Origin of the sequence: Streptomyces sp. NPDC006512 (assembly GCF_040611935.1) — a bacterium.
Taxonomy (GTDB): Bacteria; Actinomycetota; Actinomycetes; order Streptomycetales; family Streptomycetaceae; genus Streptomyces.
In genome coordinates this window covers 145,045-156,927 of the sequence record NZ_JBEXPG010000007.1, presented here as the reverse complement: position 1 = coordinate 156,927, position 11,883 = coordinate 145,045, and the positions used below count along the sequence as shown (strand labels likewise).

At 75.1% G+C, this 11,883-nt stretch carries 10 protein-coding genes; 3 read left to right on the top strand and 7 right to left on the bottom strand.

The genetic code is table 11. From position 1 onward, the window contains the following. Positions 1-167: 167 nt before the first annotated feature. Complete coding sequence (locus ABZZ17_RS07800; RefSeq protein ID WP_356873161.1) at positions 168-797, bottom strand: thiol:disulfide interchange protein DsbA/DsbL; 630 nt, start codon at positions 795-797, stop codon at positions 168-170. Between the two features lie 304 nt (positions 798-1,101). Further along, positions 1,102-1,845, bottom strand: a complete 744-nt coding sequence (locus tag ABZZ17_RS07795) for a nucleotidyltransferase domain-containing protein (RefSeq protein WP_356873159.1) — start codon at positions 1,843-1,845, stop codon at positions 1,102-1,104. A gap of 96 nt (positions 1,846-1,941) precedes the next feature. Here ABZZ17_RS07795 and ABZZ17_RS07790 point away from each other — a divergent pair, with 96 nt between their 5' ends. Then, entirely contained in the window at positions 1,942-2,907 is a 966-nt protein-coding gene (locus ABZZ17_RS07790) for a TAXI family TRAP transporter solute-binding subunit (RefSeq protein WP_356873157.1), read from the top strand. Positions 2,908-2,922: 15 nt separating this feature from the next. Here ABZZ17_RS07790 and ABZZ17_RS07785 read toward each other — a convergent pair whose 3' ends face one another. The 3 genes from ABZZ17_RS07785 to ABZZ17_RS07775 all read right to left on the bottom strand — a co-directional run bounded on the left by ABZZ17_RS07785 (position 2,923) and on the right by ABZZ17_RS07775 (position 6,559). After that, on the bottom strand, positions 2,923-4,305 hold the full coding sequence (locus ABZZ17_RS07785) for a HAMP domain-containing sensor histidine kinase (RefSeq protein ID WP_356873155.1): 1,383 nt from the start codon (positions 4,303-4,305) through the stop codon (positions 2,923-2,925). Next, entirely contained in the window at positions 4,302-5,069 is a 768-nt protein-coding gene (locus ABZZ17_RS07780; protein ID WP_356873153.1) for a response regulator transcription factor, read from the bottom strand. Before ABZZ17_RS07780 ends, ABZZ17_RS07785 begins: the two co-directional genes overlap by 4 nt. Positions 5,070-5,146: 77 nt before the next feature. Beyond that, the gene (locus ABZZ17_RS07775) at positions 5,147-6,559 is read right to left on the bottom strand and encodes an MFS transporter (protein ID WP_356873151.1); all 1,413 of its coding nucleotides are present in this window, start codon (positions 6,557-6,559) and stop codon (positions 5,147-5,149) included. 308 nt (positions 6,560-6,867) lie between these two features. On the opposite strand from ABZZ17_RS07775, the gene ABZZ17_RS07770 reads away from it, so the two are divergent. Next, positions 6,868-7,812, top strand: coding sequence for a nucleoside hydrolase (locus ABZZ17_RS07770; protein ID WP_356873149.1), 945 nt, complete (start codon positions 6,868-6,870; stop codon positions 7,810-7,812). Between the two features lie 40 nt (positions 7,813-7,852). Here the strand turns inward: ABZZ17_RS07770 and ABZZ17_RS07765 are convergent, their stop codons facing one another. Next, on the bottom strand, positions 7,853-8,674 hold the full coding sequence (locus ABZZ17_RS07765; RefSeq protein ID WP_356873257.1) for a helix-turn-helix transcriptional regulator: 822 nt from the start codon (positions 8,672-8,674) through the stop codon (positions 7,853-7,855). A 140-nt stretch (positions 8,675-8,814) separates the two neighbouring features. On the opposite strand from ABZZ17_RS07765, the gene ABZZ17_RS07760 reads away from it, so the two are divergent. Next, positions 8,815-10,251, top strand: coding sequence for an MFS transporter (locus ABZZ17_RS07760; protein ID WP_356873147.1), 1,437 nt, complete (start codon positions 8,815-8,817; stop codon positions 10,249-10,251). A gap of 33 nt (positions 10,252-10,284) precedes the next feature. Here ABZZ17_RS07760 and ABZZ17_RS07755 read toward each other — a convergent pair whose 3' ends face one another. Next, positions 10,285-11,793: a glutamate synthase subunit beta gene (locus ABZZ17_RS07755; protein WP_356873145.1), complete on the bottom strand. Its 1,509-nt coding sequence runs from the start codon at positions 11,791-11,793 to the stop codon at positions 10,285-10,287. Positions 11,794-11,883 lie beyond the last annotated feature (90 nt).

The window sequence follows — 11,883 nt, the reverse complement described above, 5'->3', positions numbered from 1 at the left end:
GGGTGACCGAGGTCCGGCGTGAACCGGCCACCCGTGTCGCGGGCCGTACGCACCCGCGCCGCCGGTCCGGGCACGTGCCGCCGCACGGCCTGCCCGGCGCGTCCGCTTGCCCGGGACGCCCGGCCCGGCCGGTGGCCCGGGAGGTACGCCGCCGCCGAACGGCCAGTTCAGAACCCCGCGCGGCGCCCGACCGGGTGAGCCCCCGCCGCCCGCCCGGACAGCACCTCGGCCACCAGCCCGTCGAGGACGGCCAGCGTCCCCGGGAAGCCGGGCGAGGTCTCCCGGACGAGCCCCGGCCCGGTCAGGAACCGCCCGTCGACCACCAGGGCCGGCACCCCCTGGATGCCGTACGCCTGGAGCAGGGCGTCGGCCCGCCGGGCCCCGGCGTCCACCTCGGGCGAGGCGAAGGCGGCGGCGAAGGCGGCCGGGTCCAGGCCCTGTTCGGCGGCCCAGGCGAGGATCGCCCCATCGGTGTTGAGGTACGTGCGGCCCCGGTGGATCGCACTGAAGGCCCGCTCGTGGAAGCCGACGGCTCCCAGGGCCTCCAGCGCGAAGTGCAGCCGCTGCTGCGGCTTGAAGTTCTGGCGGCTCCCCGGCTTGCGGTCGAAGTCGGCGGGGAGCCACCGGAGCGCGACCCGCTCGCCCTGGCCGCTCCGCCACGCGTCCAGGACCGGCTGGAGCTCGAAGGAGTGCGAGTCGGAGTACCAGAAGAAGGCCTCCACCGTGACCGGTCCGGTTCCCGTGTCGGACGGAGCGGAGCCGTTCACGCGGGTGTAGTCCTGGCCTTCGACAGCCATGGGGCGGCTCCTCCGTCTTGTCTGTGCCGGACCCCGGGCCCGCGCGACGTCGGTGTCGCGCGTCCCGCCGGTCCTCGGGAACACACGCCCCGCGGGCTGGTTCCGTACCCGTGCCGGGAGCGCACACGACGGAACGTACGTGTCCGGCAAGCGGTCACGGAACGATGATCCCGGCCACCCCGGGGCCGGAAACCGACCACGGGCCGACGGAGGTTGTGCGGATTCGTCGTAGGCCGTCCCCCCTTGGCGGGGGTCCTGCCGCCGGCGAGGACGCCGCCCCGGGCCCCGGGGCCCGGGGCGGACGTCACCGCCCAGGCGCGGGGAGCGGTCCGGCGACACCCCGCCAGGTCCGGCGGTAGCCCTCGCGCAGGGGCCCGCCGGTCAGGGCGAGGACCTCCGACGCCGCGGCCGCCAGCGGCGCCGGGTCGCCCGACTCGCACATCCGCAGGTGCCCGTCGAGCAGCGCGCCCCCGCGGGACGCGTCCGCCTCCAGGAGACGCCGCGGCAGCCACTTGCCGCCGCCCGTCCACGCCCGGTGGTGGTCGCAGAGCAGCTCGGCCGCGGCGCCCAGCACGTACCCGGCCACGGCCAGCCCCTCGAAGCGGTCCCGGGCGTCGGCGAGGTCGTCCAGCGCGTCCGTCAGCGAGTACCGCCGGGTCTCCACGGTCTGCGGGTCCAGCGCGGGCGGACCCTGCCGCAGGTCCGCCTCGGCCAGGGCGCGGGCCCGGACGGCGTCGCCCCGCGGATCGGCCAGCACCAGACCCGAGGCGTACATGTGCTGGAGGACCGCGCGACGCGAGGCGCGGTCCGCGGCGAAGAGCTCGGCGAGACCCGTGCGGGTGTGCACGAACAGTTCCACGACGCGCCCTTCGGAGCGGACCGTCTCCCGGGCCGTCCCGGCCCCGTCCGCGACGAGTACCGCGATGTCCAGATCGCTGCTCGCCGTGGCCCGCCCGGAGGCCGTGGACCCGGCCAGGATCACGGAGAGGGCATCGGGGAAGCGGTCACGGGCGATGCGGCGTGCCTGCTCGACGGGTTCGTTGCGCATACCCGCCATGATCACGGGAAGCGGGCCCGGCAGCGACGGGTTTTCGGCAGCCGGGGCCCGTACCGGACCCGGCCGGGCAGCCCCTACGCTGGCGGCGTGACCAGAGCAGAGCCCAGCCGCCGACGGGTGATGGGAGCCGGGTTCGGGGCGGTCGCGGCCGCGCTGACCGGGTGCTCCGCCGGCTCCGGACCGGTGCGGCGGCTGCGGCTCGCCACCGGCCCGGAGGGCGGCCCGTACAACGCGTTCGGCCGGGCCCTGGCCCGGGCCGTAGCCGCGAGCGGCCACGGCCTGGAGATCGTCCCGGTCGCCACCGCCGCCAGCGTGGACAACCTGCGGCAGCTGGAGGACGGATCCGTCGACCTGGCCCTGGCCATGGCCGACGCGGCCGAGGACGCGGTCCTGGGGCGGGAACCGTTCGCACGGCCCGCCCCGGTGACGGCCCTGGCCCGGATCTACGTGAACTACACCCACCTCCTCGTCCCGCGCGACGGGCCCGTCCGCGCGGTGGAGCAGCTCGCGGGACGCCCCGTCGCGGCCGGCGCGGCCGGGTCGGGGGTGCGGGTGGTGGCGGGCCGCGTGCTGCGGGCCGCCGGAGTCGACGGCGGCGCCGCCGCGCGGGAGCGGGAACTGGGCCTCGCCGAGTCGGTGTCGGCGCTGCGCGAGGGCGCGGTCGACGCGCTGTTCTGGTCCGGGGGCGTCCCCACCCCCGCCCTGGCCGAGCTGACCGGGCAGCGCCCCGTACGGTTCCTGCCGCTCGACGGCCACGTGAGCGCGCTGCGCGAGCGGTACGGCCCCGTCTACACGGCGGTCACGCTCCCGGCCGGGGTGTACGGGCTGACCGCACCGGTGGCGACCATAGGCGTCGGCAACTACCTCCTGGCCCGCCGGGGCGTACCGGACGGCGCGGTGCGCGACCTGCTCCGGGTGGTCTTCGACCGGTGGCGCGACCTGCTGCGGGAGGTGACCGCCGGGGCCCGGCTGGAGCCCCGCTTCGCCATCTCGACCGGCGCGGTCCCCCTCCACCCCGGCGCGGTCGCGCACTACCGGGAGGTGTACGGCTGAGCGGCCACGGGCCGCTCACGCGGGAGCCGGGGGCGGCAGCCGGAGCTCCACGACCAAACCGTGCGGCACGTTGCCGCTCACACCGAGCCGGCCCCCGCTGACGCGGGCGATCTCCTCGGCGATGGCCAGCCCCAGCCCGCTGCCGTGCACGTTCTGGTGCGCGGGGGAGCGGGCGAAACGCCGCAGCAGCAGATCCCGCTGCCCCTCGGGCACGCCCGGCCCGTCGTCGGCGACCCGTACGACGGCCTCCCCGTCCGCGCCGAGCAGCGCGCTCACCTCCACGCGGCCGCCGGGCGGCACGAACTTGACCGCGTTGTCGAGGACCGCGTCCAGGACCCGGCCCGCCGCGTCGGGCAGGCCGCGCGCACGCAGCCCTTCCGCGGGGCACGCGCACGTCAGTTCCAGCCCGGCCCCGGCGAACACGGGGGTCCACGCCCGCACCCGGGCGCGCACCGCCCCCGACACGTCCTGGTCGTGCAGCTCGGCCGTGCCGGACTCCACGCGGGCCAGGGCCAGCAGGCCGTCGAGCAGTTCCTCCAGGCGCTCCGCCTCGTCCAGGGCCCGGGCGTGCTCGGCCAGGCCGGGCCCGGCGGCGACGTACGGCTCGACGTTCTCCAGTTGCAGGACGAGCGTGGCCAGCGGGTTGCGCAGCTGGTGGGAGGCGTCGGCGACGAAGTCGCGCTGGCGGCCGATGGAGTCGGCCATGGCCTGCGCCATGGCGTTGAAGTGGAGCCGCAGCCGGCGCAGCTCGGGCGGCCCGGTGCCGGACACGGCCCGCGCCCGGAGGCTTCCGGCGGCCAGTTTCTCCACCGCCCGGTCCAGGTCGAGGAGCGGCCGCAGCAGCCAGCGCGCGATGCCCGCGGCGACCAGCGCCGCCGCCGCGAAGGCGGCGACCGCCCCGGCCGCGATGAGCGCCCAGCGCAGCGTCACGTCCCGCCGGGCCGCGTCCGTGGGCAGGGACATCAGGACGGCTCCGCTGACCCGCTCGTCCCGGCCCACCGGCTCCGCGAGCACGACCGTGTCCGGACCCCAGGGGCGCAGGGTCGGCAGCCGGTCGGTGGACCGGCCGGTGAGGGCGCGGCCCCGGGCGTCCGCGGCCGCCCCCTCACCGGAGCGCCACGTTCCGGCCCGTGCGACCGTGGCGCCCCCGGTGTCGACCACGACGACCCCGGCCCCGTACAGCTCGGCGTACCGGCGGATCTCCGAGGACAGCTCGGACCGGTCGGCGTCGGTGCGCATCCGCTCGGCGAGGTCGGCGAACCGTACGGCCTCCGAACGCCGTTGCAGGAGCAGGTGCTCGGTCCGGCCCCGGGCGTAGGCGTCGGCCAGGGGGACGCTGAGCAGCAGCGCGGCGACTCCCATGAGCACCGTCAGGACCGCGAGGAGCCGGCGCCTCACGGCCCGCCGTCCCGCCCGCTCGCCGTGCCGCGCCCGTCGTCCGGCCCGTCCGGCCCGTCGTCCGGTCCGTCCGGGGCGGCCGGCGCACCGAGCTGGTACCCGTAGCCGCGGACGGTGCGCACCAGCCCGGGGCGGCCGGTCTTCGAGCGGATGCCCGCCACGTGCACGTCCAGGGAGCGGGACGCGCCGAGGAAGGCGTCTCCCCAGATCCGGTCCAGGATCTCCTCCCGGGAGTGCACCTCGTGGGGCCGGCCGGCCAGGAAGGCCAGTACGTCGAACTCCCGGCGGGTCAGCCGGACGGGGCGGCCCGCCGCCGTCACGGTCCGCCCGGCCAGGTCCACCTCGACGTCCCCGCTCCGCACCGTCCGCCCGGCGGCCTCCGCCGGCTCGGCGCCCGCGGGACCCGGGCGGGCGCCCGTCCGGCGGCGGACGGTGTCGATGCGGGCCATCAGCTCGGCCATCCGGAACGGTTTGACCACGTAGTCGTCGGCGCCGGCCCGCAGCCCCTGCACGATGTCCCGCTCCCCGCAGCGCGCCGTCACCACGATCAGCGGGGCGTCGCAGACGGTCCGCAGCCGGCGCAGCAGCTCCAGTCCGTCGAGGTCGGGCAGCCCCAGGTCGAGCAGCACGAACTCGGCCTCGTGCACGTGCCGCAGGGCGTCCAGGGCCCGGCCGACCCTGCGGACGCTGTGGCCGCGCTGGGCGAGCGCGGTCGCGAGGGCGTGCGCCATGCGGTCGTCGTCCTCGACGAGCAGCGCGTGCATAGACGGTTCCCTCGTGTGACGCGTGACCTGGGAGGCAGCAGCCTACGGGAGCCGTCGCCCCCGGTCACCGGGGCGGGTCAGCGCGCGGCCTCCGCCGGGGCCGTCGGCTCCGGCCGGGCCGCCCCGCCGTCGGCGGCAGCCGCCCGCGCGGTCGCGTCGGCCTCCTCCTCGGCACGGCTCAGCGCCGCGTTGCGGGTGTCCGGCATCAGCACGTAGGTGACGAGGGAGATCAGCGCGCACCCGGAGACGTACCAGAAGAACATGCTCTCGTGGCCGCTCTTCTTGAACCACAGCGCCACGTACTCCGCCGTCCCGCCGAAGAGGGCGTTGGCGATCGCGTACGGCAGGGCCACGCCCAGGGCCCGCACCCGGGTGGGGAACAGCTCGGCCTTGACCGCCGCGTTGATGGAGGTGTAGCCGGTGACGATCACCAGGGCGAGCAGGGACAGCCCCAGCGCGGACCAGTACGAGGACGCCGAGCCGAGCGCGGTCATGATCGGGTACGTGCCGACCGTGCAGCCCACCGCGAAGGTGATCAGCAGCGGGCGGCGGCCGATCCGGTCGGACAGCATCCCGGCGAAGGGCTGGAGCACCGCGAAGAGCGCCAGCGCGGTGAAGCTGACCAGGGTGGCCGTGGTTTTCGGCAGGCCCGCGCTGCCGACCAGGTACTTGGTCAGGTAGGTGGTGTACGTGTAGTAGGCCACGGTGCCGCCGAGGGTGAGCGCCATGACCAGTCCGGCCTGCCGCCGGTGCTGCCACAGGACCTTCAGCGTGCCGCGCGTGCTGTCGTCGTGGGCGGCGTCGCCCGACGACTGTTCCTTGAACGCGTCGGTCTCCTGGAGCCGTCGCCGCAGCCAGAAGACGACCACCGCGAACAGGGCCCCGAGGACGAACGGGATCCGCCAGCCCCAGCTCTCCAGCTGGGCCGTGGTGAGCGTGTGCTGCATCGTGATGAGGATGCCCAGGCCGAGGAGCTGGCCGCAGGTCATCGACACGTACTGGAACGACGAGCCCAGCCCGCGCCGGTTGCGGGCCGACGCCTCGGTGAGGTAGGTGGCACTGGCCGCGTACTCGCCGCCGATGCTCATCCCCTGGAGCAGCCGCGCGAGCAGCAGCACCAGGGCGCCGAAGTAGCCGGCCTGGCCGTACGTCGGGGCGACGGCGATGAGCAGGGCCGCCACCGACATCATCGTCACGGTGAGCGTGAGCGCGCTCTTGCGGCCGTGCCGGTCGGCCGCCCGGCCGAGGATCCACCCGCCGACGGGGCGCATCAGGAAGCCGACGGCGAAGATCCCCGCCGTGTTCATCAGCTGCGTGGTCGGATTGTCGCCGGGGAAGAACGAGTCCGCGAAGTAGATCGCGAAGCTGGCGTAGACGAACCAGTCGTACCACTCGACGAGATTGCCCAGCGACCCGCCGATCAGGGCGAGGCGGCGCTTCCGGCGTTCGTCCGCGGGTGGCGGCGCGGGCACGGCGACGGACGAGGACATGGCGGCTCCAGAGGGAAGTCCCTGATGGGAGAGGGGAAACGCCCCGGCGGTGGGGGAGTGCCCAGAGCATGCGGGGGGCCGCCGCCACCGGACAAGGTCCGCCGCACAGATCTAACGTTCCGCTAAGAAAGCCGCACCCGAGCGGCCCGCACCGGGCCGCGCCTCCCCGCCGGACCGGGGCGGCGGGCGGGGGCGGGATCCGGACAGGTACCGGGCGACGCGCGCCCCGGCGCGCCGGAACGGGCGGCCCGCACGGCCCGGCGCGGGCACACTGGGCCCGTCCGGCAAACCGACGCGGAGGACCGCCCGTGCCCGTACCGATGATCATCGACTGCGACCCCGGCCACGACGACGCCCTCGCCATCATGCTCGCGGCCGCCGACCCCGCGGTCGACCTCCTGGCCATCACCACCGTCGCGGGCAACCAGACCCTGGACAAGACCACCCTCAACGCCCGCCGCGTGTGCACCCTCGCCGGGATCACCGACGTGCCCCTCGCCGCCGGGTGCGACCGCCCGCTGCTCCAGCCGCTGGCCGTCGCCGCCGACGTGCACGGCGAGTCCGGGCTCGACGGACCCCGCTTCCCGCCCCCCGAGGTCGACGTGGTCCCCGGGCACGCCGTGGACGTCATCCACCGGATCCTGAGCGAACACCCCGAGCCCGTCACGCTCGTGCCGACCGCCCCGCTGACGAACATCGCCCTGCTGCTGACCCGCTATCCCGAATGCGCCTCCCGGATCCGGGAGATCGTGCTGATGGGAGGGTCCACCGAGCGGGGCAACCGCACCCCGGCCGCCGAGTTCAACGTCTACACCGACCCGGAGGCCGCGGCCGTCGTCTTCGGCAGCGGAGTGCCCCTCACCATGTGCGGGCTCAACGTCACCCACCAGGCCCTGGCCACCCCCGACGTCCTGGCCCGCTTCGAAGGCCTCGGCACCGAACTCGGCCGCACCTGCGCCGAACTGCTCGCCTACTTCGCCTCCGCCTACCACCGCCTGTGGGGCATGCCCCACCCGCCGCTGCACGACCCGGTCGCGGTGGCCCGGGTCATCGACCCGACGATCGTGGGCTGCGTGGACGCGCACGTCGCGGTGGAACTGCACGGCACCCACACCCGCGGGGCCACGGTCGTGGACCTCCACCGCTACCTGGGCCGCCCCGTCAACGCGAAGGTCGCCGTGACCCTGGACACCGAACGGTTCTGGGACCGCATGGTCGGCGCCGTCGAGACCCTCGGCTCCCGCCGGGCCTGAACCACGGCCGCCGGCCCAGCCCGTACCGGAAACCGGCGCTTCAGCCGGCGACGGGGTACATCAGCCCGCGCCGCCCCTCCGGGGACGTCAGCCACTCCAGCTTCTCGGCGGTGTCCGTGCCCGGCAGCGGGGTGTGCAGCACGATCGACAGGTCGGGCCGGGCCGGCACCCGCAACTGGGTCGACTCGACGTACAGCGCACCGGCCAGCGGGTGTTCCATCTGCTTCTCCAGCTGCCCGCCGGGACGCACGTCCCGCCGCGACCACAACGCGGCGAACTCCGGGCTCAACTCCCGCGCCTGCGCCACGACCTGCTGGAACCCCTCGTCCTCCGGATGTTCCGAGCAGGCCGCCCGGAACTGGGCCACGACCTCGCCGGCCACCCGCTCCCAATGCGTCGCCCGACTGCGGTAGATGGGGTCGGTGAAGAAGTCGATCAGACAGTTCTGCACGATCTCGGGACGCATCCCGAAGACCAGCGCGGCCGACTCGTTGTACATCACCGTGTTCCAGTACGCGTCCATGATGTGCGCCGGGAACGGCATCCAGGCGTCGATCAGTCGCTTCATGCCGTGGCACATGTCCCGGTCACCCGGGGCGACTTCGAGCGCGGGCGGATTGAGTCCGGCCAGCACGTACAGGTGCCGGCGCTCGGCGCTCGTCAGCTTCAGCACCCGGCTCACCGCGTCCAGGACCTGAGCGGACACCGTGATGTCGCGGCCCTGCTCCAGCCACTGGTACCAGGACACCCCGACCCCGGCCAGCACGGCGACCTCCTCCCGGCGCAGGCCCGGTGTCCGCCGGCGGGCCCCTCCGTCGGGGAGGCCCGCCTCCGCCGGAGTGATCCTCGCGCGCCTGCTCATCAGGAACCCGCGCAGTTCCGTCCGGCGGTGCTGGTCGATCGGTATGGCCACGGAATCCCCCCAGTCGGCTCCCTGGTGGTGCCGCCAACAGGATAAGTTCCCACTCTGCACGGGCATTCCCCGGCCGTGATGGTGTGACCATGGCGATCGACACACCGACCACGACCACCGCACCCGATACGACGTCCCCCGCCGCCACGAGCCCCGAGCAGCCCGGCGGCGACCGGCTCTCCGGCCGGGCCCGGCTCGTCCTCTTCGTGCTCTGCGCCGCCCAGTTCATGGTGGCGCTCGACTTCTCCGTACTGAACGTGGCGCTGCCCGTCCTCGGCAAGGACCTCGGCCTCGGCCAGTCGGCCCTCCAATGGGCCGTCACCGCCTTCGCCCTGCCCTCCGGCGGCTTCCTGCTCCTCTTCGGCCGGATCGCCGATCTGTACGGCCGCAAGCGGCTGTTCCTGACCGGCCTCGCGGTCTTCGGCGCGGCATCGGTCCTCGCCACCCTCGCCTGGGGACCGGCGTCCTTCCTCACCGGCCGCGCCCTCCAGGGCCTCGGCGCGGCGGCCATCGTCCCGACCGGCATGGCCCTGCTCACCACCACCTTCCCCGAAGGCCCCCTGCGCGACCGGGCGCTGGGCATCTCCGGCACCCTGCTGTCCCTCGGCTTCACCGTCGGCATGGTGCTCGGCGGCGTCATGACCGACACCCTCGGCTGGCGCTCCACGATGGGCCTGCTCGCCCTCGCCGCCCTGATCGTGCTGTGCCTGGCACCCCGACTGCTGCCCGAGTCCCGCACCCCGCAGCGGCCCCGGCTGGACGTACCGGGCGCCGTCACCGTCACCGGCGGCCTGCTCGCCCTGATCTACGCCCTGTCGACGGCGGCCCAGCGCGGCTTCGGCGGCCCCGACGTGTGGGGCACCCTGGCCGCCGGGCTCGTCCTGCTCGCCGCCTTCGTGGTGGTCGAGTCGAAGTCCCCGGCGCCGCTGGTCTCGCTGCCCATGCTCAAGCGGCGCACCGTCGCCTGGGGCAACATCGGCGGCCTGGTGACCTTCTCGATGATGTCCACGGTCGTCTTCGTCCTGACCCTCTACCTCCAGGAGACCCTGAGCCTCTCCCCCTTCCGCACGGGACTGGTCTTCGGAGTCCAGGGCATCGCCTCCGTCCTCGCCGGCACGTACGCCCCCCGGATCATCGGCCGCTTCGGCGCCCGCCGCACGCTGGCCGGCGGGCTGCTGGGCCAGGGCCTGTTCACCGCCGCGCTGCTCGGCGTGGGCACGCAGTCCGGCGCACTGCTCGCGACCGTCGCCGTATCGCTGGCCAGCATGTGCCACCTCGGCGCGATCATCTCGTACGGGGTGACCGTCACCAGCGGCGTGCCCGACGATGAGCAGGGCCTGGCCACCGGCCTCGTCACCACCACCCAGCAGGTCGGCATCACCATCGGCATCCCGCTGCTCGGTGTCCTGGCCACCACCGGCGACTCCCTCTTCGGCGGGGTACGGACGGTCCTGGCGGTCGACGCGGCCCTCGTGATCGTCACCGCCCTCCTGGTGGCGGCCGGCCTCGCCCGCCGCAAGGCCTGAGCCCGCCGGGAGGGTCCCGGGCCGCCCGCCGCGCTATTGCGTTCCGTAGCGCATGCGGCCCAGGGCCGTCATCGGCCGGTCGTGGGCGGCTATCGGCGCCGGAAGACAGGTGGAGCCGGTCAGGTAGCGGTCGACCGCGGCCGCCGCCGCCCGGCCCTCCGCGATGGCCCACACCACGAGCGACTGCCCCCGGCCGGCGTCGCCCGCGACGAACACCCCGGGCGCCCGCCCTCCGCAGGCCGCGAAACCGTCGTCGCGGGCCAGGTTCCCGCGGCCGTCGAGCTCCAGCCCCAGCTGCCGGCGCAGCCCGCCCGCCCGCTCCGGGCCGCCGAAGCCCAGCGCCAGCAGGACCAGGCCGGCGGGCAGTACCCGCTCGGTGCCGGTCAGGGGCCTGCGGGCGGCCGGCTCGACGGCGCTCAGGTGCAGCGCCCGCACCCGGCCCGCAGGGTCCCCCTCGAAGCACAGGGTGGCGCTGGAGAACAGCCGGGGGTCGCGGCCCGCGCGGCCGCGGGCCTCGGCGTGCGCGTGGGAGATCCGGTACACCTTCGGGTACACCGGCCAGGGCTCGCCGTCCTCCCGGCCGGGCCCGGGCTCCGGGTTGATGTCCAGCTGGATCACGGAGAGGGCGCCCTGCCGCAGGGCCGTGCCCAGACAGTCCGAGGCGGTGTCACCGCCTCCGACGATCACCACGTGCCGCCCCTCGGCCGTGACAGGCGCCACGGCGAGGTCGCCCTCCCGGACCCGGTTGGCGAAGGTCAGGTAGTCCATCGCCTGATGGATGCCGTCCAGCTCCCGCCCCGGCACCGGCAGCTCCCGGCGCTCCCCGGCTCCGATCGCGACGACGAGCGCCTCGCAGCGGTCCCGCAGGCCGTCGGCGCCGACCGCGCCGCCGATGTCCGAGTCCGTCACGAAGAGCGTGCCCTCGGCCCGCATCTGCTCGATCCGGCGGTCGAGGTGCCGTTTCTCCATCTTGAACTCGGGGATGCCGTAGCGCAGCAGGCCGCCGATCCGGTCGGCCCGTTCGTGGACGACGACCGTGTGCCCGGCCCGCGTCAGCTGCTGCGCGGCGGCCAGTCCGGCCGGCCCGGAGCCGATGACGGCCACCGTCCTGCCGCTGCGCCGCTCCGGCGGCCGCGCCGCCATGTAGCCGCGGAGCAGCCCCTCGTCCGCGATGGCCTGTTCGACGTTCTTGATGGTCACCGGATCCGCGTTGATGGTGAGGACGCAGGCGTCCTCGCACGGCGCCGGGCAGAGCCGGCCGGTGAACTCCGGGAAGTTGTTGGTGGCGTGCAGGCGCTCGTACGCGGCGAGCCAGTCGCCCTGTGCGGCGTACGCGTTCCACTCGGGTATGAGGTTCCCGAGCGGGCAGCCGACGTGGCAGAACGGGATCCCGCAGTCCATGCAGCGGCCGGCCTGCCGGGAGACGAGCGGGAGCAGCGTCTGCCCCGCGTGGACCTCGCGCCAGTCGCGCAGCCGCTCCCCGACGGGGCGGGCCGGGACGGGCTCGCGGGGGATCCTGAGGAAGCCGAACGGATCGGTCACGCGCCGCCTCCCTGGATCGTGCGCGGCGAGCGTGCACCTCATGGGGTACGGGCTGCCCGGCGCGGGCGCCCCGGAGGCGCGAGGTGCGGC